Raw genomic sequence first — 23025 nt, 5'->3', positions numbered from 1 at the left:
CCAGGGAAGGCGCCAGGGCCTTCAGCCGGTCAGTCAAAGCAGACAAGCCTTCATGGTCGCGGCTGACGGTGAAGGCCTCGCCGCTGGGGCGGACATGCACATCGAGCCGATCCTTGGCGACGTCGATGCCGACAGAGACCTGTTCCATGACCCGTCCTTGCAAATGCGGACTCGCCGTGCGGTCCGAGCGACTGTCCGGGTTGACAGGAACGGCGGGCGGAGCCCCATGCTCTCCCACGGTCTTCAACGACCGGGCTAGGGTCGAGCTTCCGCCCGCTACCGCAGGCCGCAGCTTACCCGCGGACCGCTTCCCTGAGATACAAGGATAGGTGAGGGGGATGCTGCAACAGTGTCGTCGTGGCCTACACGCCTTGGCGGCGCGACGTCAGCGTTTGCCTTGGCCCTCGCCCGTCTTGTCGCGCAGGCGGCGCATGCCGCGCAGCCAGCGGTCGCGGTCGAGCTTGCGGGCCATGTAGTCCTTCACCTCCGGGTGCGGCAGGATCAGGAACGTCTCGGCCTCCATCGCCTCGATCACGCTCTGCGCCACCGCATCGGTGTTGATCACGCCGTCGACCGAGGCCGCCGTCGCGCCGGCCATGCGCAGCATGTCGGTGTCGACCGCCTGCGGGCACAGTACCGAGACGCAGATGCCGCGATCGCCGTACTGGATGGCGAGATGCTCGGCGAGCGCCACGCCCGCCGCCTTGGTGACGCCGTAGGGCGCCGAGCCCATCGAGGCCAGCAGGCCGGCAGCGCTCGCGGTGTTGATCAGATAACCCGACTTGCGCGCCAGCATGCCCGGCACCAGGGCCCGTGCCGCATAGACATGCGCCATCACATGGATGGCCCAGCTGTCGGCCCAGTCCTTGTCGGACGCATCCTCGTGCCCGCCGCGGCCGATGCCGGCGTTGGAGAAGAACACATCGACCGGCCCGTAATGCCGCTCGGCCTCGGCGATGAGATGGCGGATATCGGCTTCCTTGCCGACGTCGCACGTCACGGCAACGCCGCCGATCTCCTTGGCCACCGCCTCCAGCCGCCCGGCATCGCGATCGGCAACGACCACGCCCTTGGCGCCTTCCTTGGCATAGCGCCGCGCGATCGCCTCGCCGATTCCCCCTGCGGCGCCGGTGACGACGCAGACCTTGTCCTTGACCTTCATCTGTATCCTTCCTCCTTCTGAAGCCGGGGGCGCGCCACTTGAGTGGCGCGATCTTCACCGGGATCAACAAAGACGCGCCACCGGAGTGGCGCGCACCGGTAATCTCAGCCCCAGCTCTGTTCGATCAATTCGATGTACTGCGCCCGCGTCGGCTGGCGCGGCGTCGAGAGATGGCAGTGGTCGCCCAGCGCGCCATCGGCGATCCGCTCGACCTCTTCCTGCTTCAGCCCCATCGCGCCCAGGCCCTTGGGGATGCCCAGCCGCTCGTTGAGCGCCGACACGGCGTTGGCGACACCTTCGGCCGTGCCCTCGCTCTCGGGCAGGCCCATCACCTGCGCCACCTTCTTGAACTTGTCGCCCACGACCGGGCCGTTGAAGCGCAGCACCGCCGGCAGATAGACCGCATTCAGCGTGCCGTGATGCAGGCGATAGCCCTTGAGGCCGCCGGTGGGATGCGACAGCGCATGCACGGCGCCCAGCCCCTTCTGAAACACCATCGCGCCTTCCATGGCGGCCATCGCCATGTTGGTGCGCGCCTCGCGGTCCTGCCCGTCCTTGGTGGCGCGCTCGACGTACTTCCAGGCCTTCTCCAGCCCATCGAGCGCGATCGCGTCGGCCGGCGGGTTGTAGACGTTGGCGAGGAAGCATTCGATGTTGTGGGTGAAGGCATCCATGCCGGTGCCGGCGGTGAGATGCGGCGGCAGGCCGAAGGTCAGCTCGGGATCGATCAGCGCCAGCTTGGGGATCAGGTAGGGGCTGCCGATGGCGAGTTTGCGGCCCGAGTCCATGATGATGACGCCGCCGCGGCTCACTTCCGAGCCGGTGCCCGATGTCGTCGGGATGGCGACGATCGGCGCCACCTTCGGCGTGATCTTCGCGGCGCCGCCCTCCACCATGGCATAGGCCTGCAGCGAGTCACCCGGATGCGTCGCCATCAGCGCCACGCCCTTGGCAAGATCCATCGGCGAGCCACCACCGATGGCGATGATGCCGTCGCAACCCTCTTCCTTGTAGAGCTTGAGCGCGTCGCGCGTCGCCGCCTCGGTCGGGTTCTCCGGCGTGCCGTCATAGAGCGTGATCGGCAGGTTGCCGGGAAGCTGCTCCTTCACCTTGCCCCACAGGCCGGCGGCGACGCAGCCCTTGTCGGTGACGATCAGCGGCCGCCGGATGCCGAGAAGCTGCAGTTCGGCGTCGAGCAGCTTGAGCGCGCCGCAATCGAACTGGATACGGGTGAGATAGGTGATCAGGGACATTCATTCACTCCAGGAACAGAACTCTTCTTCTCTTCAAGTTCGTCTCCCCCCACGAAGGGGAGGAACCGACGGCCGCCGCCCCTCACCCCGCCTCTCCCCCTCGTGGGGGAGCGGCGTATGAAGAAGCGCCGCTCGCCTTCTCAGGTCCTCTCCCCCTTGGGGGAGAGGTCAGGTGAGAGGGAGGCGACGGGTACCTGCCCCTCCTGCATCGCTTCACCTCCGATAGAACGGCTTGTCGCCCTTCACGGTCACACGGTAGCCGAGCCGGCGATGGGGATAGTAGTCCCACATCGCATGATGCAGAGCCGCACGATTGTCCCAGAAGGCGATGGAATTGGGCTGCCAGGCGAAGCGACACTGGAATTCCGGCGTCTCGCTGTGACGGTAGAGCATGTCGAGCAGCGCATCGCTCTCGGTGCGGCTCAGCCCGACGATGCGGGTGGTGAAGTTGCGGTTGACGAACAGCGCCTTGCGGCCCGTCACCGGATGGGTGCGCACGACCGGATGTTCGTTGCGCGGGAAGCCGCCCGCCTTCGGCGTCTGCCCGAAGCGGCCGCCATAGACCTGGGCACCGTCATGGATTGCGGTCAGCCCCTCGCACAGGCGCTGGATCGGTGGCGAAAGGGTCTCGAAGGCGCGGTACATGTTGGCGAACAGCGTGTTGCCGCCGCCGTCGGGCGGCAGCTCCTTCATGTAGAGGATGCTGCCCATCGGCGGCTCGGCATCGCACGAAACGTCCGAGTGCCACTCCTCGCCGGCCACGTATTTCGAGTTCTCGTCCGCCTTGATGACGAGGATCTCGGGATGTTCATCCTCGAGATGCGTCGAGGTCGGATGCAGGTGCAGGTCGCCGAAGCGGCGGCCGAACGCCTTGTGCTGCTCATGCGTGATCTCCTGGTCGCGGAAGAAGATCACCAGATTCTCCATCAGCGCGTCGTGCACTTCCTGGAATTGCTGGTTGCCCAGCGGACGGGCCAGATCGATGCCGACGATCTCGGCCCCGATCGCTGGCGTCAGCTTGCGCACCTCGATGGTCTGGTAGCCCATCGCGTTTTCCTCCTCGCCTTTGCGTCGAGCCTACGCGAGAAGAAGGGCATGAGCGACACCCTTGAGCTTCGCGCCGCCACGCCAAACGACGCGCCCGCCCTCGCCGCCACCATCGCCGCCGCCTTCGCGCAGTATCGCGGCAAGCTGGTACCGGAGTCGGGCGCATTCCGCGAGACGGCCGAGGGCATCGCGGCGGAACTGGCCAAGGGCGCGGGCGCCATCATCGCGGAGCGGAACGGCCTCGCGGTGGGCTGCGTCATGACCAAGGTGCTGGAGGGCGATCTCTATCTCGGCCGGCTGTCGGTGCTGCCCGAGGCACGGGGACTGGGACTGGCGAAACGCCTGGTCGAAGCGGTCGAGGCCGAGGCGCGGGCACGGGGTCTCGGCGGCGTGCGGCTGGGCGTGCGCGTGGTCCTTACCGACAACCAGCGCCTGTTCACCTCGCTCGGCTTTCGCGAGACCGGCCGCGAGGCCCATCCCGGCTTCGACCATCCGACCTCGATCAACATGCGCAAGTCGCTAGACGGATCCAACTGACCGGCTGAAAGCCGCCCGCGTCAGGCGGCGGCCACGATGACATGGGCCTGGATCTTGGCGGCAACCGCGCCATTGCCGTGCCTGTCGGCGATCGCTGACGCGGCATGGTCGGTGGCCGCCTCCAGTTTTCCCGGCGCCCGTGCCTCGATCTCGCTGCGCAGCACGGTTCCCTGACAATAGGCGACCGCCGGAACGCGCGCCGACGCAGCCCGACTCGTCTCGGCACGCGTCTCGATCGTCACGCCCGAGAAACCGGCGCCTTCCAGTTCGCTACGGATCAGTGCCGTGTCGTGATAGCCGTGCGGCGTGCGCGCCAGGAAGCGCGGCGGATCGTCGGGAAACATCCGCGCCAGCGCCTTCGTCACATCGTCGGCGAAGACATTCTCCTCGATGCGATCCCAGACGCTGAACAGGAAATGTCCGCCCGGCTTCAGGACCCGCCGGGCCTCGCGATAGGCCGCCGGCCGGTCGGGGAAGAACATCGCGCCGAATTGGCAGCAGACGAGATCGAAGGCGCCATCCTCGAATGGCAGCGCCAAGGCGTCCGCCTGGCGCCATTCGATGCGGCCGTCGGACGGCAGCCGTGAGGCGGCGTAGTCAAGCATCGGCTGGTTGAGGTCGGTGACGACATGGCGCGCACCGGCAGAAAGGATCGGCGCCAGGGCCCGCGTGACGACCCCGGTGCCGGCGGCCGTTTCCAGAACCGCGCCTGGCGCCAGCGACGCTGCGCGTCGCGCAAGATCCGCGGCATACGGCGCGAAGATCAACGGCACCATGTAGCGGTCGTAGTTCTCCGGGATCGAACCGGTGAACGCCTTGTCCGTTTCCAACACCGCCATCGCCCACCTCCCATTCCTTTATTGCGCGCAAGACTAGCATATCGCCCCCGGCCCGCATGATGCGGGCTGGAAGCCCGCGGTCCGATGAGCGGTCTTCCGGGACCGTGGGCCTCCGGCCCGCCTCATGAGCGGGCGCAAGGCCCACGGTCCGGCGAGATGTGCTAACGTTCGATCATGACTCGCACACCGCTCACCGGTCCCTCCGTCTGGGAGGGCAAGGACATCCGGACGTCCGATCGCTGGATCCGCACCCTCACCGCCGAGGCCGTCGAGGAACTCGATGCCGCCCTGAAGGCCGTCGCAGGCATGCCTTGGCACGAGATCACGCGCGACGACTTCCCGCTGCCGACGCTCGACGATCTGTGCGACGACATCGCCGACGAGCTGGAGAATGGCTGCGGCATCCTCAAGCTGCGCGGCTTTCCGGTCGATCGCTATGACGAGGAGGATCTGCGGCGCCTTTACTTCGGCCTCGGCACGCATATCGGCACGCCGGTGTTCCAGAACCGGACCGGCGAGCTGATGCGCGCGATTCGCGACGAGGGCGCCCATGTCGGCCGCACCTATGGCCAGATCGAGGGTGGCCAGATCGAGGGTGGCCAGATCCAGGACGCGCAGAAGGGCACGACCTTCCTCTCCTCCTACGCCCGCACGCTGACCAACGGCGGCCTGCGCTTCCACACCGACCGCACCGACGTGGTGGCTCTCCTATGCGTGCGCCAGGCGCGCGCCGGCGGCGTCAGCAAGCTCGCCTCGACGCCCGCGATCCACAACCTGCTGCTCGAGCGCCGGCCCGACCTGCTGGAGGAACTGTTCGGCGTCTACTGGCGCAGCCGCTTCGGCGAGGAAGGCACGACCAAGGAGACCGCCTATCCGCTGCCGATCTTCGGCCTGCGCGACGGCAAGTTCACCTCGCACTATTCGCTCACCTTCATCGAGGCGGCGCAGATGGCGCCCGGCGTGCCCAAGCTCACCGACAAACAGAAGGAAGCGATCGACGCCCTGATGGCGGCGGCCGAGGAACTCTGCTTCGAGATGACGCTGGAGCCCGGCGACCTGCAGCTCATCAACAGCCACGTCACCTATCACGGCCGCACGCCGTTCGAGGACGATGCCGCGAGCGGCCACGACCGGCTGCTGCTGCGGCTGTGGCTCAGCATGCCCAATAACCGTCCCCTGCCCGAGGACCACAAGGTGCTGTGGCAGAGCGTCGAAGCCGGCCGCGTGCGCGGCGGCATCCAGCAGGTGACGCTGTAGCCGGCGTGGCAGCGAATTCGGGCTCGTCGACCTGCCGTCCCAGAGTGTATGTCGCCCCTCTTCACTGAGCGAGGAGCAGCGCCCGCATCCGCTCGACGAAGGGAGCATCGCTGGAAGGATCGAATTTCCGGGACGTCTTCCACTCGTAGCCGACCCACGCCGGCCGACCGCGCCGTTCATCGGGTTCCCAACGATAGCGGGGAATGATGTGGGTATGCAGCGCGGGTTCGCTGTTCCCCAGCGTCTCGTAGTTGATGCGCCAGGCATCGGTCGCCGCCAGCAAAGCGTCGCCGACTCGGATCGTGTCGAGCGAGTATTGTATGCGGTCGGCAACGTCCAGGGAGTTGAGACTCTCGACCACCGGGTCGGCGAGAAGGACGCAGTAACCCGGCAGAGGCTGAACGTCCCCGATCACCAGCCAACCGGACGTCATTCGGCATATCACGTAGGGATTGATGCCTGCGCGCGCCGCAGCAACCCGCCTTTCGATGAGATTGGCCGATCTGCTCATCGTTGTGCCTCGATCTCTGGTTCGGCATCGGGAGGATGCTCCTAACCGTAATCGACTTATTGCACAGCGAAGAACGAAATCCGCCGTTGGCGCATCGTGGCCGAGATGCGCCAGGCCGGTCGGCGCGTCTGCCGGTTATGAATTGGGCTTGGGCAGCGTGATGGGGCTGATCCGCAGGATCGTGTATCCCCGCTGCTCGAGCTTTTCCGCCTCCGCCTGTGCTTCGGTCAGGCTGGAGTAGCCGAGGCCGATTTCGGCGCCCGCATCGGGGCCTTTGGCCCACACCATGTGCTTGCCCGAAGTATCCTTGCCGGATCTCTCGCTGCTCATGCTCTCAGGCCTCCAACCGCTTTTGCAGGTCCGCGCGTTCGGCATAGGCCTTCACCAGGCGCGACTTCGCGGCCAGGTACGCGAACCACTCGGCGGTATTGGCGTCCGGATATCCGGCGATATCGATCCGAGGCTCGTGGCCGACGGCGAGCTCGCGCGCCTCCGGGGACGAATTCAGCCAGCCTCTGTAGGCCTCCTGCAGTTCACTGCGCAGACGAGAATGCTTCTGGTTCAAAGTTTCCAAGGACCACCATATGTCCGGGTTCGTCGTCGCGGGCTCGCGACGAGCGTCGTGAATCGAGAATGGCTGGCGTGCCGCCGCAGGAAAAACTGGGGCGATGATGCACAGACGTCTATACCGTCGGGCTTTCCGCGTCCAATACGACCGCGAAGGCGCCCCCAACCAAAGCTGGATCCGGATGGGACCGTTCAGGCCGATTGCGGCCGGACGTCCCGGAAGCGCACCAGCCGGCCGGTCGCCTCGTCCCACAAGGTCAGCCAGGGCGCGCGCAAGCCACCCATCAGGCTGAGCGGCTGTACCCGGTACAACGGACGGATGGCTTCGTGCGCCGAGCTCAACCGGTAGTTCGGCACGCGCGTATTGAGATGGTGGATATGGTGGAAGCCGATATTGCCCGTGAGCCAGTGCAGGACCCGCGGCAGAGCGAACCAGGACGACCCGCGCATCGCCGCCTCGAACGGACTCCAGTCGGCCCGCCGCGCCCAGTACGTGCTCTCGAAGCGGTGCTGGAGCGAGAACAGCCAGACGCCCAGGATCGAGGCCACGACCATGATCGGCAAATGGATCAGCAGGACCTGGCGCCAGCCCACTGCCAGCACCAGGGCGCCGAAGATCGCAAGGATCGCCGCATTGGTGAGCCATACCGACCGCCATTCGCGCTTCCAGGTGCGGGGCGTGTCGAACGGCAGTCGATACAGCACGACGAACACCAACGGCGGCAATATCAGGTTGGCGATCAAGGGGTGACGCGGCAGACGATAGAGCCATCGCTTCCAGGGTGTCATCGCCTCGTACTCGCGCACGGTGAGGCAGGCCGAGTAGAGGTCGCTGCCCGCACGGCGGTCGAGGTTGTTCCAGTTGCCGTGATGCATGCTGTGCTGGCGCGCCCAGTTGGCGAAGGGCGTCAGCGTCACCACGCTGCACACCCGGCCGACGACGACATTGGCCCAGTTGGAGGCAAAGAACGAGCTGTGGCCGCAGTCGTGCTGCACGATGAAGACGCGCACCAGCAGGGCACCGGTCGGCACGGCCAGGGCGAGCGAAAGCAGCGGAGCAATCGGATAGACGAGATACATCGCCGCGCAGGCGGCGAGAAAAGGACCGAACGAGGTAAAGAGTTGGAGAATGCCCTTCCGGAGATCCGGACGGGCAAAGGAGGCGACGGTGCGACGAATGTCGCCGATTAATGTGTCCACTTGGCGAAAGTGGTGATCCACACGACCATTTACAATCGCATAGTGAAAGCTACGACAGCCCAGACGAATTCAGCCAGCTTTTGTCGGCCTCTCGCAGTTCGACTGCGCAGACGGGAATGCTTCTGGTTCGAAGTTTTCAAGGGCCACTCTGTCCGGGTTCGTCGATGCGAACTCGAGACGAGGGTCGTGGATCGAGAAATCAGCAGTGCTCCGTCGCCCCTACCCCGGCATGGATGACACGGCGTGTGCCAGAAGATATCCTACAACCCAATGTTGAATATCTTCTGTACGCGACTACAGGTCGGCGCCCTCCTCGGCCTTCTGGCGCTCTCGTTTCCCGGCGCAGGCTGGTCGCAGACCAAGTCCGGTCTGGCCGGTCTGCCCATGTCACAGACTGTCCGTGTATTCGATGCCGTCGTGATCTATCCCGTTCCGCCATGGGTGGCCCGCTCCAGTGATCCGTTGAACGCCAACACCAGTTTTCCGCTTCAGCGCGGCAATACCTATTCGCTCGAGCAAATCAGCCCGAAGGAGACGCTGCAGAACTGGACGCAGATGTTGAAGATCACCGGCATGCAATCGCCCGAGGTTCCCAAGCTCGGCATGCGACAGGCCTTGGGCCTCTTCACGTCCCCGTACTCGGCGGCATGTGACAAGGGAAACGCGGGTCAACAGCTGATCTCCGAGGACAAGACGACGGCGGTTGTCGTGATCCTTTGCGGCAACACGGCCGCCGGGAATAGGACCGTTGGATACGGAGACGGCGTCGGGGAAATCTCCGTCGCCAAGCTTTTCGCGCTCAAGAACACGCTGGTGGCCATTCAATTCAGCTGGCGCGGACGGAAATTCAGTCACTTGGACGCGAAGAGCTTCTTCGTCCCTGTCGCCACCATCAACGACACCGTCGCCTGGCTCAACGGCTCGACCACCGTATCGCCCGCCCCATAGGGGCGAGAAGACCCGCATCCCTACAATGGGACCATACCCCATTATCGCCTGAGCGGGCCGGAGGCCCGCGGTCCGGCAAGACGCTGGTACAGCCCTTCACCCGCACTTCTTCAGAAGATGCAGCGCCGCCGGATCGTCCGGGACCAGCGCCAGGGCCTGATCGAAGCAACGCCGCGCCGCCGCCTTGTCGCCGGCGTCGAGCGCGGCGACGCCCGAGAGCAGGAGGTCGCGCGTCCGGTCCTTGGCCTCGCGCTCGGCCGGCGGCGCGCGGTCGAACAGCTCGTAGATCGTCACCGGCCGGGTCTTGCCCTTCACGATCACGATGTCGATGGGACGGATGGCGTGGGCGTGGCGGTCAGAGAGCCGCTCGTAGGTGTCCTGCGACAGCAGCGGACTGACATTGTAGTTCTTGGTGAGCTGCTCGACGCGCGAGGCGAGGTTCACGGCGTCGGAGATCACGGTGCAGTCCATGCGGTCGCGCTCGCCGATCGTGCCCAGCATCAGCGGGCCGGTATTGAGGCCGATGCCGATGAAGATCGGCGCCAGGCCGCGCTCGCGGCGCCGTTCGTTGAAACCGTCCAGCGCATCGATCATGGCGAGGCTCGCCGCAACAGCATCGTCGGGCCGCTCGAACAGCGCCATGATGGCGTCGCCGATATACTTGTCGATGAAGCCGTTGTGGTGGCGGATCACCGGCCCGATGCTTTCGAGGAAGCCATTGATGAAGGCGAAGTTCTCGTCGGGCGTCATCGCCTCGGACAGGCGCGTGAAGCCGCGGATGTCCGAGAACAGGACGGTCATCTCCTTGTTGGTGTTGTCGCCGAGCTGCACCGACACGATCGAGGGCTTGCCGATCAGGGTCAGGAAGGCATGCGGCACGAACCGGCCGATCGAGAGGTTGGTGTTCTTGAGGTCGAGGATGGTGCGCCGCACCGCCCCGCGCATGAGGTCGAAGCTGTGGGCGAGATGACCGATCTCGTCGCGGCGGTCGGTATTGGCGATGGGATGGTCGAGATCGCCGGCGGCGATGGCGCCCGCCTCCTCGCGCAGCGAGAACAGCGGGTCGAGAAGCTGCTTCTGCAGCAGCCGGGCCGAGATCCAGTAGAGCAGCGGCAACGTCACCACCAGCACGGCCAGCGCGCCCAGCATGACATGGATGACGGCATCGAGCGCCAGGCCGGTATCGTAGGTGACCTCGCGAACGATGACCTTGTTGTCGCTCGGGTTGCCGCCGTCGCCCCCGCCTTTCGTCCCGAAGGCGGCCGACTGGTCGCGGCTGTAGACGGTGAGCAGGCGGCCATCGGGGCCGAGGTCGCTGTAACGGCCGTTGCGCTCGACCTCGCGCACGATGGCCGGCGCCAGCTCCTTGCCGGCATAGAGCAGGGAGCGGAAGCCGACGTCGGTCTCCAGGAAGATGTCGACCTGCTTCACATAGATGTTGGAGCGCAGGGCATCATTGAAGAAGTCCTCGAAGAAATACTTCGACATCCAGCCGTACGGTCCGTCGGCGAGGTCAGCGCGCACATCGGTCGAGGCCTCGAGGACGTAGTCCTTGCCGGCCGGGCCGAAGTAACCGTAGGTGCGCAGGATTCCGGTCACCGTCGACATGTCGATGCCGAAGCTCATCGGCTTGCCGCGGCCATAGACCGTATCGAGAAAAGCGCTGAAGCGGCCGGATGGGAACTGCAGGCCCTTGTCGCTCGGCAGATTGGTCTGGAAGACCTTGTGGGCGCGATCGATGAAATAGAGGTTGCGCACGCCGTAGGTGCGCGCCAGCCGGTCGAGATCGGCGTCGGTCAGGTCGGACGGCGTCTTGCCCATCGCGTCGAGATCGGCCGCGATCTTCGGCAGCACGTCGTCGAGATGCGCCTCGGCGCGGCTGTGCTCGCCGCGCAGCATCTCGGTGAAGGCCGTGAAGCGGTCGCTGAGGCTGCTCTCGATGCCGCGGATTTCCCGATCCTGCCGACCCGATACCAGATGATACATCGAGGTCGAGACGATCAGCGTGGTCGCCAGCGTGACCAGCACGATCACCGACAACAGGAAGAGGCCGACCTTGCGCTTCATGACTCGAGTCGGGCGGCCTTACGCCATGCCGACGATACGGCTCCTGGATACACGACGCGGCCCCCTGCCAGCTTTGGAGCGGCGACCATACCAGACGATGACGCCTTGCGTGAGACGCGCGCGGGGTCTCAGTGCAGACTCACGGCAGATTGGCGCCAAAGAAGTCGAGCGCAAGCCCGCTCGTCTCGGCATGGACAACGGTGCGATCGACCCCCTCCGGATCGCCGCACGGCGTCGGGAATATCCAGCGCCCCAGCAGAGTGCAGTTGCCGCGAAAGACAAAGTGGCCGGCGCCCTCGAACACTTTCAGCGTCGCCTGCGGAATGGCCTGGGCGAGCGGCCCGGCCGAGGAGGCGACCGGCACGACCTGGTCGGCGCTTCCGACGACGATCGCGACCGGGATCTGGATCTTCCGGAGGCTGTCGGGTGTGAAGATCGGTCCCGGTCCGGGCGCCAAGGCCAACACGGCGCGGACCCGTTGGTCGCGATAGGAGATGGCGGCCTTGCCGTAGCGTTGTCGGAAATCGGGATCGGACTCCAGACGCGCCAAGGTTTTCTGACGCATCTCCGAGGACGGCGGCGGCGGTCGGCACGAGATGTCGGCGGCGGGCGAGCGGCAGAATGCCTGGAGCCGCGCAGGATCGGAGATACCGCCGGCGATGGCGATGACGGTGTAGCCGCCGAGCGAATGACCGGCAGCGCCGATGCGTGCCGGATCGATTCCCGGGCCGAACGTCGGGTCGCGGAGCGGCGCGTCGATCACTGCGCGGAGATCGACGGCTCTCAACCACCGCAGCGCAAACCCGTCGACGGTGTAATCCTCAAGCGCATTGTTGCCGGGATGGTTGACACCGGCGACGATGTAACCGTGCGCCGCGAGAGCCGTGCCGAGCCAGCCGAGCGCGGAGGCCGTGTCGCCGTCGCCGTGAGACAGGAGAACGAGCGGACGCCGAGCGCCCGGAGCCAGCGCGGCGTCGCGCGCGGCGCTGCCGGCGCTGAAGAACGGCAGGACGGGCGGGCCGATCCATTGCGCTTCCTCGCGTGCGTCGGCAGTGGCGGGATACCAGATCGTCGTCCGCAGCACATGTGTCCCGGCGCCGCGCCAGTCGTAAGGCTCGGCCGGCACGAAGTCCCGCGTCGTGACACCGACCTTGAAGAGGATGTCGTCAGCGCACGCGACAGTCGGTGCCGCGAGGAGAGCCAGCCACAACGCCAGGATCCTCATCCAGACGATGCGTCCCGCTGTGCAGGAACAGGCCCTGCCGCATCGGATACGACTGGGAGAGGCTTCGTCGCCGGGCATGTCCATTCATAGACTTTGTTGCCCGACGCGTCATTTCGCTCGCCGGCGTGAGCTGCGACAGGACCGCCACCGCACCCAGTGGCTGCTAAGATGGTGGACCATGGAGTATTGGGCGGAACAGCGATCCCGTGAGATACCCGAAGGACTTCTTCGAGCTTCAGCTCCGCTTTGCCCGCCGCGTCGCCGCGATCGGAGGCATTGCGTTCGAGCGGGCGATCCTCGACTACACCAACATCTATGTGCGCCTCGGCATCGGCCGCGGCTTCGATGCCGGACATCCGGTGTGGCTCGACTATGTCGAGGGGCTGAGGCGCGGCGGCGACGCGACGGACTGGACCTACCGGTTCTATCTCCGGCGCCCGGAAAGTGAGCCGCCCGGCACGGTCGCCCGCTTTGGCTGCTTTTCCTACGCAGTCGATCAGGACGGTCGCGTCCGCCTCCATTTCGAGAACCGGGACACCGAACCCTGCTCGCCGCTGAGCGCGGCGCGGGTCGACATCAGGCGGGAGGAATTGCGCGCGCTCCTCGCCCATGTCGAGCAGACGCGGCCGGACGTGCAGCAGGTCAGCGGCGTGTCCTGGCTCTACAACCTGCCCGCCTATCGCCGGCTGTTTCCCGAGACGTATCTCGCCTCCGCCCGCATCGCCGGCGGCAGGCTGCGGAACATGCCGCTATGGGGCCAGTTCCTCGATCGCCATGGAACGGTCCGGCCGGCCGCAGCGCAAACCCTGCACGAGCGCCTGTCCCGCCAGACCGATCTGCGCGATCTGGCCGCCTGCTTTCCGCTTCAGCCACTGGCGGTGACGGCCCCGATCTCCGACTTCCGCCGCTTCCTCGGCCTGTAGCCTTGCCGCTGTTCCCTCACGGCACCTTGACGACGGCAGGGACGCTGGCGGGCGTGGGATGGGTGAAGTCCTCGATCGCCTTGGGCGCCGGGGCATAGACGCGCGGGATGAGATAGAACCGGCCCGACTTGGGAGACGGCAGCCAGTTCGAGTCCTTGTCGGCGCCGGGGCTGTCGGCCTGGATATAGATCGTGATCGAGCCGTCGGCATTGCGCTTCAGGCCGGTGTCGCTGCCCACCATGTAGCGGTTGATCGGGTTGGGCACGGTGTAGTTGTTCTCGCTCGAATAGAGCGTGACCGACCAGAAGCCGGGCGGCAGGAACGGGATGCCCTCCCGGAAGGTCAGCGTGTAACGGTTGCCGCCCTCGAGGCCGGCGCCCTTGTCGTCGAGCGTATAGCCCCAATAGATCGCCTCGTAGGGCGTGTTGGCGGTCAGCCCGTTGCGGCCGATGAAGGCGCGGTTGAGATAGTCGGTGCCGAAGTCGCCGATGCTGGGCGGCGGGATCAGCGCGTAGTTGACGAGGGTGCCGAGCGGCAGCTTCGCCAGCAGGTTGGGCAATGCCTTGGTCGCCTCGGCCATGGCAGCCAGCACCGGCGGCCTGACCTTGCTGCGGTCCCATGGCTTGCCGAGCTCGATACCCAGCGGCTTGAACATCGGCAGCAGCGCCGTGATCTGGTCCTTGGGCGGCGGGTTCTCGTTCAGGGCCACGCTCAGCAGTTCCCAGAATTGCAGCGGATCCTTGAAGTCGAGCGCGCTCACCGGAAGGTTGGGATCGACGAACTCCGGCGCCGGAAAACCGTAGCTGCCGCTCTTGCCGGCGGGCGGCACCAGCCGGATGGCGTCGAGAACCTTGCGCGCGCCGGCGAGATCGATCTTGCCGTCGCGATAGATGTGCACGCGCGGCTGGATCAGCACCCACGGCGTCGGGCAGCGGATCGCCTTGGCATCCGCGGGCAGGTCGCCGGTCCAGTCCGGGCCGACCAGCACGAAGCGGCCGCCCTTGTAGCCGGTCGCCTTGCCGCCGACATAGGCGAAGGCATTGGTCCACATGTCGACGATCTCGACCATGTAGTAGCGCCCATCCGAATCGGGCGCCTCCAGCACCACTGGGCCCTGGCGCAGATCGACGAAGCCGAAGCCGTAGACGACGTTCACATTCGGGGTGACGTAACCCGCCTCCTTCGACAGCTCGGGCGTGGAGATATCCTCCATGCGCCAGATCTCGTTGGGCTTCGCCTTCGGCTTGGGTCCCACCGCATCGTTGTGGCGCAGCGCGTACATGGTCACCAGCGGCGCGCCCCAGACGCCGGCCTGGATCGCCGCCGAATAGCCCCAGCTCCTGGCCGCCTCGAGGCTTTGCTGCTGGCTGAGCGACTGCGCCAGGGCCGGACCGGCGACCGGAGCCAACCCGCCTGCGAGCAGGGCCGCCGCGGCGCCGGCCGACAGCAACAACCTGCGTGAATGTTCGCCCTTAGTCATGTGAAGCGCCTTTCGAATCGAGCCGCCAGCATAACCGCCACCCGAGACAGGCGCATTCCGGATCCCGCGCCAATTGCGCCCCCTGCCTCACTGCGGCAATTCCTTGAGCACGAGCAGTTGCCGGCCGTTGTCGATCGACCAGGCGCTGAAGCGCTGCAGGAAGCTCTGCCCCAGCAGCGGCGATCCCTTGCCGGGGATCTGGCTGGCCTTGACGTTCTCCAGCACCTTGGTGCCGACGCGCAGCGTGCGGATGACGAACGTCCTCGCCTTGACGATGGTGCCGTCGGCAAGCCGGCGATTGGCGGTGCCGGTGAAGTCCGCGTCCGAGAGCTTGCCCGCCTTGCGCATCGCTTCGGCGACAGGATCGGGAATAGCGACGTCGGCGGCCCCGCTGTCGACCACGAAGGTCGCGAACACGGACTGGTCGATCAGCGCCGGCACGACCAGCACGCCGCCCCGCGCCCGCAGGGGAATCTCGATCGTGTCACCCGAGACCTTGCCGGCGTCGAGAGCCGAGAACATGGCGACGAACTGCCGGGCCCGCGTGTCGCCGTGCGCGGCCGAGCGCTGGTAGAGTTTCATCGCCTCGGCATGGTCCTGCGGCACGCCCTGCCCGTGCTCGTACATGTTGCCCAGCAGGTTGAGGGCGGCGGTGTCGTCCTGACCGACGGACAACCGCAGCAGCCTCAGCGCCTCGGCATCGTCGCGCGGCACGCCCTGCCCCTTGCCGTAGCAGAGAGCGAGCAGGTATTGCGCGCGCGCATCGCCCCGGGCGACGGCCCGTGCCAGCAGCCGCGCCGCCTCGGCGTCGTCGCGCGGCACGCCGATACCGTGCTGATAAAACTGCGCCAGCGCCACCTGCGCCCGGACCTGTCCCTGGTCGGCGGCCAGCCGATAGAGGCGCGCGCTTTCGTCGACATCGCGCGGCAGGCCCTGCCCGCGGAAGTACAGGACACCGAGTTCATACTGGGCGTCGGCCTCGCCTTTCTCGGCAAGGCTCTTCAGACGGGCGACGGTGGCGGTGTAATCCTCGGCGGCGGACCGTGGCTGCTGCGCCTCCACGCGCGCACCGGCGACCGCCGTCGCCACGACCAGCGCCAGCCCCGCCACGATGAGGGCCAACAGGCGCCGCAGTCGCCACTCCTCGAAAGACGCCAGACAACGCATGCGCTTCTCCCGGGGCAAACGCGTCCTACTCGAAGGCGAAGACGCGCTTCCAGTCGTTCTTCATGCTGATGACGGTCCAGCCGCTCGTCTTCGCCTCGTCGTAGAGTGCCTGCGAGAAGGTGCCGACCGTCGAGTCGGGAAGCCCCTGCGCCGGACCGTAGGCATATTCGCGCCCGGCATCGTCGTGCATCACCAGCATCATCAGCCGCGCACCCTTGCCCGCCCCGGTATATTCCAGCATCTGCTGGTCGCCGATCGAGTTGCCGCAGGCCAGCCGCGGCCGACGGCCGATCTCGAGATGGATGCCTTCCGCCTTGCCGGCATAGTTGTCGTTCAGCAGAACCCGGGGCTCGGTCGTCAGGTACGGCTTGCCGTCCTTGCCGTAGGCGAACTTCGTGGCGCCGGCCGTGCCGATCACCTGTTCCGGCGGAATGCCATAGACCTGCTGCGCATAGACGCGCACGAAGTCCTGGCCGCCGCCGCTCACGATGTAGGTCTTGAAGCCGTTGCCGCGCAGGAACTGCAGCAGTTCGAGCATCGGCTGGTAGGCAAGCTCGGTGTAGGGCCGGTTCCAGCGCGGATGTCGCGCCGAGGCGATCCATTTCCGGGTCTCCGCCTCCATCTCCTCGACCGAAAGATCGGCCATGGTGGCAACCACGATCTCGTCGAGGTCGCGCGCCGGCAGCCGGGCCATGGCCTGACGGTCGCCGGACAGGATGGTCTTGTAGGGTTCGCGGTCCTTCAATTCGGGCTTGCGCGCCACCAGCGCCGGCACACGCTCGAGGGCAAAGACCACCTGCGTGTAGATCGGCTGCTCGACCCACAGCGTGCCGTCCTGGTCGAAGGTCGCGATGCGCTCCTCCACCGGCACGAAGTCCGGGCCGGCAGGATCGGTGACGGCACGCACGAAGTCGAGGATGGCCTGTTTCGTTCGTCCCTCGTTCCAGGACTCGAGCGGGACGGTTCCCACGCCCTGGGCACGAACGGCTGCAGGCAGCAGCGCACCAGAGGCCGCGAGCAGGGCAAGCCCCTGCAGCGCGGAGCGGCGTCCGAGGCCGTCCTGCTTTGGCGAGTCAGTCTTTTTCATAGGTCCCCAATCCAATCGCCGATCATGATCGAATACCTGCAGGACGGAGGCAACGTCATTGTCGGCGATGCGGCCGACGGCGTAGGCTGGAAACCTCTCGCGCCGCCGTCCGCGACGATGAGACCGAAGGGGGAGCAAGCGATGCGCAAGATCGAGACGATGGCCGTGCTGGCCACGGCGCTGCTGTTCGGCGGCTGCACCGAGACCACGAGCATCCCGGCGCCGGTGACGACGGCGGCACAAGCCACCGGACCGATGGATCCCGACTCGGTGACCAAGTTCACGCTGGCGCTTCAGCCCGACAGCATCTCGGGCTGCATCCTGACCGATCCCAGCATGACGCGTCCCATGACGTTGACGGTGCGCAGCAATCGGGCGGAGCTGGTGACCTCCGGCGGCGTGCACGGGACGATGATGCGCGTGGCGCCGAACGTCTATGCCGGCGGCTTCGTCCTCGGCCAGCGCAACCTCTCCTTCCGCGCCGATCTCTCCACCAGCCCGAAGCGCCTCACCGTCACCACGCCCGAAGGCGGCTGCCGCTGGGCCGCCAGCGCGTAGACCGTCACGGGAGATCGCGTCAGGGCAGAGCCCCGACCGGCCGGCTGAACAGCATGAGCGGCCAGGCGGCCAGGACGCGAAGGATCATCGAGGCCGGATAGCCGGGATGGTTGGGCAGCCCATCCGTCGCCATTTCACGCGACTGTCTGAACCGGGTGCAGATCCGCAATTGCACCGGCGGCGCATCGGCCCCGAAAGCGGCGCGGAACGCCGATATCCAGGGCCGCCGATCGTCGAAGGTCAGATACATCGGCGTTGCACAGCAGCCGGCGATCATCCGCCGGGTCTTCGTGGCGTCCCTCAGCCTCATCGCCTGGAGGTGGTCGGCGCCTCGGATGCAGGCGATGCGATCGCGCCGGAACACCATGAATTCGGTGCCGCAGTCGGCGTCGACGAGAGGTGCCGCATCGGCAGATGCCGCGCAGCGCCGGGCCGCCTCCTGGCAGTCGTCGCAGTAGCAGGCGGTGACCACAATGGGAGCGCTCCAGGCGCCGACTTCGACCGCGCCGCATCGGCATCGCGCCACGTACGTTGGATTATTCCCGGCCATGGGCTCCACTCCGCGTGTGCTTGACCATCCCACGAGTTGGTTGGAAAAAACAACCATGAAGTTGAAAAAGAAGACCAAAGCCGGTGGCCCGAGCCGTTACGACGATGCCTGCGGCACGGCGCACGCGCTGGAGATCTTCGGCGATCGCTGGGCGCTCCTGATCATGCGCGAGCTGATGCTGGGTCCTCGGCGCTTCTCGCAATTGCGCGCCGACCTGCCGGGGATCAGCGCCAGCATTCTCACGCAGCGCCTGGCCGACCTGGAGCGGCGCAAGGTCCTGGTGAAGACCAGGCTGCCGCCCCCCGCCGCGACGCCGGTCTATGAGCTGACGGAATGGGGATACGAAGCCGAGCCGATCACCTCGGCCATGGGACGCTGGGCAGCGCGCTCCCCCAGCCACGATCCCGGCCGCCCGATCAGCGGCGTCTCGCTCCTGCTATCCTTCCGGACCATGCTCGACCGCGGCCGCTGCGGCGATCTCGATGCCTGTCTCGGCTTCCAGTTTGGCGACGACGTCTATGGCGCCCATCTCACCGGCAGCGGCCTTTCGGTCACCCAGGGCGATCCGCCCGACCCGCGCGTGCGCTTTGCCGGAACGCCCATGGCGCTGGGCGCCGCGGTGTACGGCAAGGTGCCTTTGGCGCGGTTGGAGGCCGAGGGCGCTCTTCGGATTTCCGGCGACCGCCGGCTTGCGCAGCGTTTCGTGACCCTGTTCCCGCTGCCCAAGCGGTTCGAGCCGTGACCGGTCCGCTGGCGGGGCCGATCAGCGCTTCTGGCGCAGGCGGCCGACGATGCCGGTGGGGAAGAAGTAGACGCAGAGGATGAAGGCGACGCCGAGCCACAGCAGCCAGCGGTCGGGATGGAACAGGTTGGCGAGCACCGGCACGCCCGCCATCGCCTTGTTGAGCACGACCAGCAGGTCCTGCAGGTAGTTCTGCGCGAACACCAGCAGCACCGCGCCGATGGCGGCACCGTAGATGGTCCCCATGCCGCCGATCACGACCATCAGCAGCAGGTCGACCATGATGTCGAAGGAGAGCGTGGTGTCGGGGCTGGCCTGGCTCGACCACAGCGCCAGAAGCGCGCCCGCCAGCGCCGCGACCGCGGCGGCGATGCAGCTCGCCATCGTGCGGTAGACCACGGTGCGGTAGCCGATCGCCTCGGCGCGGAACGGGTTCTCGCGGATCGCCATCAGCACGCTGCCGAACGGCGAGTTGACGATGCGCAGCAGCCCCAGCACCAGGACCAGCGACACGACATAGACCAAATAATAATCGAGCAGGCGGCCGTTGAGGCTGATGCCGAACAGCTTGTCGTCGACCAGCGAGAAGGACGGCCGCAGCATCTCCGGCAGGCGGTAGTTGAGACCGTCCTCGCCACCGGTGATGTCCGAGAGCTGCGAGGCCAGGATGGCGAAGGCGCTCGCTACGGCGAGCGTGATCATGGCGAAGAAGATCGTGCGCACGCGCAGGGAGAACAGCCCGATCAGCGCCGCCAGCGCGACCGCCAGGACGAGCGCGGCGACGAGGCCGACGGCGATCGCCTCCCAGCCGCCGCCCGGCCCCTTCACGCCCAGGCGGGTGAGCGCGATGGCGATGCCGTAGGCGCCGATGCCGAAGAACATCGTGTGGGCGAAGGAAACGATGCCGGTATAGCCCAGTAGCAGATCGAAGCTCGCCGCCAGCACAATGAAGACGCAGATCTTGGCCGCCACGTTCAGCGACTTGGCACCGGGGAAGGCGAACGGCGCGACCGCAAGCCCGACCAGGATCACCAGCAGCGCCAGACTGAGCCAGCGGCTGCGCGGCAGATCGTCGGAGAGAAGAGAGCGCAGCATGGCCCTCACCTCTTCGCCACGGGATAGAGGCCCTGCGGGCGCCACAGCAGGATCAGCGCCATCAGCAGGATGTTGGAGCCGAGCGCCACCTTGGGCGCCAAGAAGCCGATGTAGTTGGCCGTCAATCCGACCAGCAGGGCGCCGACGAAGCAGCCGCCGACGGAGCCCAGCCCGCCGATGATGATGACGATGAAGACCAGCACGATGACCTGCCCGCCGATGCCTGCCGTCACCGTCTCCTGGTAGAGGCCCCACATCGCGCCGCCCAGCCCGGCCAGCGCCGAGCCGACCACGAACACGCCCACGAACAGGCGGCGGATGCGATAGCCCAGCGACTCGACCATCTCGCCGTTCTCGACGCCGGCGCGGATCAGCAGGCCGATGCGGGTGCGGTTGAGGGTCAGCGCCAGCACCGCGAACACCACGAGCCCGACCACGACGGCCAGCACACGGTACTTTTCGATCGCCACGTCGCCCAACAGGAAGGCGCCGCGCAGCGCCGCTGGCCGCGTCAGCGTGATCTGCTCCGGTCCCCATACGACCTTGATGAGCTGCTCGGCCACGATCAGGCCGCCGGTCGTGACCAGGATCTGCTTGAGGTGCTGGCCGTAGACCGGCCGCACGATCACCCGTTCGAAGGCCAGCCCCAGCACGCCGCTCACCACCATGGCGGCGAGGATCGCCGGCGCGACGGCGGCAAGGTTGAGCGCCAGCGACTCGGCCGACATCCATGGTCCCAGCGCCAGCATCACCGAGGCGGCGACGAAGGCGCCGACGGCGATGAAGGCGCCGTGGCCGAAATTCAGCACGTCCATCAGGCCGAAGGTCAGGGTGAGGCCGGAGGCCATCACGAAGATCATCAGCCCCATGGCGAGGCCGGCGACAGTCAACGTGACCCAGCTCGCCGCCGAACCCACGAACGGGAACGCGACAGCGATCAGCAGAGGCGCCAGCAGCAGGGGAACGAGGTCGCGCTTCATGGGAGCGTGCCACTCCACAAGCGGAACGACACTCCGCCCGTGTGGCGCATCGGATTCATGAGATGAGCGCCACTAGAGTGGCGCGCTCCGATGAGACTCATTGATGCTCTCCCATGCCGAGGCCCAGCAGGTGCTGTTGCAGGGCCGTATCGGCGGCGAAGGCGGCCATGCCGCCGCAATGGGCGACCTTGCCGTCGTCCATGACCGCGACGTTGTCGCCGAGCTCGCGGGCAAAGAAGAAGTTCTGCTCCACCACCAGGAGCGTCGCCTCGCCGTCCTTCAGTTCGCGAAAGGCCTCGATCATGTTGGCGATGATGGCCGGCGCCAGCCCCTTGGTCGGTTCGTCGATCAGCAGCAGGCGGCGCGGCTCGATGATGGCGCGGGCCACCGCCAGCATCTGCTTCTGCCCGCCCGACAGATGTCCGGCCGGCAAGGTCCAGAAGCGCTTGAGCGCCTCGAAGCGGGCGAAGATCCAGTCGAGCCGCTTCTGGTCGAACGGGCCGGAGCGCGCCGCCAGGATCAGGTTCTCCTGCACCGTGAGGTCGCCGAAGATCGCCATACTCTCGGGCACGTAGGCGATGCCGAGGCGGGCGATGTCGGGCGTGGCCAGGGCCGTGATGTCCTTGCCGTCGAAACGGATCTCGCCGGCATGCGCGCGCCACAGGCCCATGATGGTGCGCAGCGTCGTCGTCTTGCCGGCGCCGTTGCGCCCCAGCAGCATGGTCAGTCCACCCTCGGGCACGTCGAACTCGACGCCATGCAGGATGTGATAGCGGCCGATGTTGGTCTTCACGCCGCGCAGCGAGAGGAGTGCGGTCACGAACTCCCTCCCCATTCAAATGGGGAGGTGGCGGCGTCATACGCAGACGGAGAGGTCATGAGCGCCGCAGGCAGTCTTTCCGTTCGATGACCCCTCCGCCCTGCGGGCACCTCCCCATTTGAATGGGGAGGGAGAAGAAGCGCGGGCTCACGCATGGGCCGCTCCGCCGAGATAGGCCTCGCGCACGATGTCGGAGTTGATGATCTCGTTGGGGTTGCCGTCGGCCACGAGCTTGCCCTGGTGCAGCACGACGATGCGGTCGGACAGCGAGCGCACCACGTCCATCTTGTGCTCGACCAGCAGGATGGTCTTGTCGCCGCGCTTCTTGATGGCGGCGATGATGGCGAGCACGGTCGGCACTTCGTCGATGCTCATGCCCGCGGTCGGCTCGTCGAACATGAAGATGTCGGGCTCCAGCGCCAGCAGGATCGCAACCTCGAGCTTGCGCTGATCGCCGTGCGGCAGCGTGGCCGCAACGGTGTCGGCGCGGTCGGTCAGCGAGACGGCGGCGAGATGCTCGCGCGCACGGTCGGTCAGCTCGCGATGGGTGGAGGCACGGCTGAACAGGTCGAGTCCCTTGCCGCTCTTGACCTGCACGGCGAGCCGCACGTTCTCGAGCGTCGTCAGATTGGGAAAGAGATTGGTGAGCTGGAAGGCGCGGCCGAGCCCCAGTCGGGCGCGATGCGGCGCGCCATAGCCGGTGATGTCGTGGCCGTTCAGCCTCACCTTGCCGGCGGTGGCGGGAAGCTGACCCGAGATCAGGTTGAAATAGGTCGTCTTGCCGGCCCCGTTTGGGCCGACGATCGAGGTCAGCGTTCCCGGCTGGAAGGCGCAGGTGACGCCGTTGACGGCCGCATGGCCGCCGAAGCGGATGGTGAGGTCCTGGGTTTCGAGCATCGGTGGCGTCTGCTTCGCCCCCTCACCCCGCCTCTCCCCCTGGCGGGGGAGAGGAGAAAGAAGGGAGCGTCCCCTCCTCGTGTTCCTCTCGCCCGCGACGGGGAGAGGCCAGG

General features: G+C 66.7%; 24 protein-coding genes. 6 read left to right on the top strand and 18 right to left on the bottom strand.

Features of this window, described 5'->3' with window-relative positions; translation table 11 throughout:
* Positions 1-385 precede the first annotated feature (385 nt).
* The 3 genes from B5D62_RS30020 to B5D62_RS30010 form a co-directional block, all read right to left on the bottom strand.
* Positions 386-1162, bottom strand: a complete 777-nt coding sequence (locus B5D62_RS30020; protein ID WP_085937777.1) for an SDR family oxidoreductase — start codon at positions 1160-1162, stop codon at positions 386-388.
* A 104-nt stretch (positions 1163-1266) separates the two neighbouring features.
* Positions 1267-2415 carry an iron-containing alcohol dehydrogenase gene (locus B5D62_RS30015; RefSeq protein ID WP_085937776.1) on the bottom strand — a complete coding sequence of 383 codons (1149 nt, stop codon included), beginning with the start codon at positions 2413-2415 and terminating at the stop codon, positions 1267-1269.
* Positions 2416-2628: 213 nt separating this feature from the next.
* Positions 2629-3462 (bottom strand): TauD/TfdA dioxygenase family protein, encoded by an 834-nt coding sequence (locus tag B5D62_RS30010; protein ID WP_085937775.1) that lies wholly within the window; start codon positions 3460-3462, stop codon positions 2629-2631.
* 48 nt (positions 3463-3510) lie between these two features.
* Here B5D62_RS30010 and B5D62_RS30005 point away from each other — a divergent pair, with 48 nt between their 5' ends.
* Entirely contained in the window at positions 3511-3999 is a 489-nt protein-coding gene (locus B5D62_RS30005; RefSeq protein WP_085937774.1) for a GNAT family N-acetyltransferase, read from the top strand.
* A 20-nt stretch (positions 4000-4019) separates the two neighbouring features.
* Here the strand turns inward: B5D62_RS30005 and B5D62_RS30000 are convergent, their stop codons facing one another.
* On the bottom strand, positions 4020-4832 hold the full coding sequence (locus B5D62_RS30000) for a class I SAM-dependent methyltransferase (RefSeq protein WP_085937781.1): 813 nt from the start codon (positions 4830-4832) through the stop codon (positions 4020-4022).
* A gap of 180 nt (positions 4833-5012) precedes the next feature.
* On the opposite strand from B5D62_RS30000, the gene B5D62_RS29995 reads away from it, so the two are divergent.
* On the top strand, positions 5013-6095 hold the full coding sequence (locus tag B5D62_RS29995; protein ID WP_231714992.1) for a TauD/TfdA family dioxygenase: 1083 nt from the start codon (positions 5013-5015) through the stop codon (positions 6093-6095).
* Between the two features lie 61 nt (positions 6096-6156).
* Here the strand turns inward: B5D62_RS29995 and B5D62_RS29990 are convergent, their stop codons facing one another.
* The 4 genes from B5D62_RS29990 to B5D62_RS29975 form a co-directional block, all read right to left on the bottom strand.
* Complete coding sequence (locus B5D62_RS29990; protein ID WP_085937773.1) at positions 6157-6606, bottom strand: HIT family protein; 450 nt, start codon at positions 6604-6606, stop codon at positions 6157-6159.
* Positions 6607-6741: 135 nt separating this feature from the next.
* Positions 6742-6936 (bottom strand): hypothetical protein, encoded by a 195-nt coding sequence (locus tag B5D62_RS29985; RefSeq protein WP_085937772.1) that lies wholly within the window; start codon positions 6934-6936, stop codon positions 6742-6744.
* A 4-nt stretch (positions 6937-6940) separates the two neighbouring features.
* Complete coding sequence (locus B5D62_RS29980; protein WP_085937771.1) at positions 6941-7171, bottom strand: hypothetical protein; 231 nt, start codon at positions 7169-7171, stop codon at positions 6941-6943.
* 194 nt (positions 7172-7365) lie between these two features.
* Complete coding sequence (locus B5D62_RS29975) at positions 7366-8373, bottom strand: fatty acid desaturase family protein (protein ID WP_231714991.1); 1008 nt, start codon at positions 8371-8373, stop codon at positions 7366-7368.
* 270 nt (positions 8374-8643) lie between these two features.
* On the opposite strand from B5D62_RS29975, the gene B5D62_RS29970 reads away from it, so the two are divergent.
* Positions 8644-9321, top strand: coding sequence for a hypothetical protein (locus B5D62_RS29970; RefSeq protein WP_085937769.1), 678 nt, complete (start codon positions 8644-8646; stop codon positions 9319-9321).
* A gap of 96 nt (positions 9322-9417) precedes the next feature.
* Here the strand turns inward: B5D62_RS29970 and B5D62_RS29965 are convergent, their stop codons facing one another.
* Both B5D62_RS29965 and B5D62_RS29960 read right to left on the bottom strand, forming a co-directional pair.
* Complete coding sequence (locus B5D62_RS29965) at positions 9418-11388, bottom strand: adenylate/guanylate cyclase domain-containing protein (protein ID WP_085937768.1); 1971 nt, start codon at positions 11386-11388, stop codon at positions 9418-9420.
* A gap of 139 nt (positions 11389-11527) precedes the next feature.
* The gene (locus B5D62_RS29960; RefSeq protein WP_170921225.1) at positions 11528-12613 is read right to left on the bottom strand and encodes an alpha/beta hydrolase family protein; all 1086 of its coding nucleotides are present in this window, start codon (positions 12611-12613) and stop codon (positions 11528-11530) included.
* Between the two features lie 206 nt (positions 12614-12819).
* Between B5D62_RS29960 and B5D62_RS29955 the strand changes: the two genes are divergently transcribed.
* Complete coding sequence (locus B5D62_RS29955; protein ID WP_085937766.1) at positions 12820-13536, top strand: hypothetical protein; 717 nt, start codon at positions 12820-12822, stop codon at positions 13534-13536.
* A 16-nt stretch (positions 13537-13552) separates the two neighbouring features.
* Here B5D62_RS29955 and B5D62_RS29950 read toward each other — a convergent pair whose 3' ends face one another.
* From B5D62_RS29950 to B5D62_RS29940, 3 genes are all read right to left on the bottom strand, one after another.
* Positions 13553-15016 carry a DUF1254 domain-containing protein gene (locus B5D62_RS29950; RefSeq protein WP_085937765.1) on the bottom strand — a complete coding sequence of 488 codons (1464 nt, stop codon included), beginning with the start codon at positions 15014-15016 and terminating at the stop codon, positions 13553-13555.
* 87 nt (positions 15017-15103) lie between these two features.
* Positions 15104-16183 (bottom strand): retroviral-like aspartic protease family protein, encoded by a 1080-nt coding sequence (locus B5D62_RS29945; protein WP_085937764.1) that lies wholly within the window; start codon positions 16181-16183, stop codon positions 15104-15106.
* Between the two features lie 25 nt (positions 16184-16208).
* Complete coding sequence (locus tag B5D62_RS29940) at positions 16209-17270, bottom strand: HAD family hydrolase (RefSeq protein WP_085937763.1); 1062 nt, start codon at positions 17268-17270, stop codon at positions 16209-16211.
* 141 nt (positions 17271-17411) lie between these two features.
* Between B5D62_RS29940 and B5D62_RS29935 the strand changes: the two genes are divergently transcribed.
* The gene (locus B5D62_RS29935) at positions 17412-17828 is read left to right on the top strand and encodes a hypothetical protein (protein ID WP_139374170.1); all 417 of its coding nucleotides are present in this window, start codon (positions 17412-17414) and stop codon (positions 17826-17828) included.
* Between the two features lie 19 nt (positions 17829-17847).
* Here the strand turns inward: B5D62_RS29935 and B5D62_RS29930 are convergent, their stop codons facing one another.
* Positions 17848-18378: a GFA family protein gene (locus B5D62_RS29930; RefSeq protein WP_085937761.1), complete on the bottom strand. Its 531-nt coding sequence runs from the start codon at positions 18376-18378 to the stop codon at positions 17848-17850.
* 55 nt (positions 18379-18433) lie between these two features.
* On the opposite strand from B5D62_RS29930, the gene B5D62_RS29925 reads away from it, so the two are divergent.
* Positions 18434-19120 (top strand): winged helix-turn-helix transcriptional regulator, encoded by a 687-nt coding sequence (locus B5D62_RS29925; protein ID WP_085937760.1) that lies wholly within the window; start codon positions 18434-18436, stop codon positions 19118-19120.
* Between the two features lie 21 nt (positions 19121-19141).
* On the opposite strand, the gene B5D62_RS29920 is transcribed toward B5D62_RS29925, so the two are convergent.
* From B5D62_RS29920 to B5D62_RS29905, 4 genes are all read right to left on the bottom strand, one after another.
* Positions 19142-20215 carry a branched-chain amino acid ABC transporter permease gene (locus B5D62_RS29920; protein ID WP_085937759.1) on the bottom strand — a complete coding sequence of 358 codons (1074 nt, stop codon included), beginning with the start codon at positions 20213-20215 and terminating at the stop codon, positions 19142-19144.
* A gap of 5 nt (positions 20216-20220) precedes the next feature.
* Positions 20221-21195, bottom strand: coding sequence for a branched-chain amino acid ABC transporter permease (locus B5D62_RS29915; protein WP_085937758.1), 975 nt, complete (start codon positions 21193-21195; stop codon positions 20221-20223).
* Between the two features lie 97 nt (positions 21196-21292).
* Positions 21293-22015, bottom strand: a complete 723-nt coding sequence (locus tag B5D62_RS29910; protein ID WP_231714990.1) for a branched-chain amino acid ABC transporter ATP-binding protein — start codon at positions 22013-22015, stop codon at positions 21293-21295.
* A gap of 147 nt (positions 22016-22162) precedes the next feature.
* Positions 22163-22912, bottom strand: a complete 750-nt coding sequence (locus tag B5D62_RS29905) for an ABC transporter ATP-binding protein (RefSeq protein WP_085937756.1) — start codon at positions 22910-22912, stop codon at positions 22163-22165.
* Positions 22913-23025: the final 113 nt, after the last annotated feature.

The organism is Enhydrobacter aerosaccus, assembly GCF_900167455.1.
Classification (GTDB): domain Bacteria; phylum Pseudomonadota; class Alphaproteobacteria; order Reyranellales; family Reyranellaceae; genus Reyranella; species Reyranella aerosaccus.
This window is presented reverse-complemented; position numbering and strand designations above follow the sequence as displayed.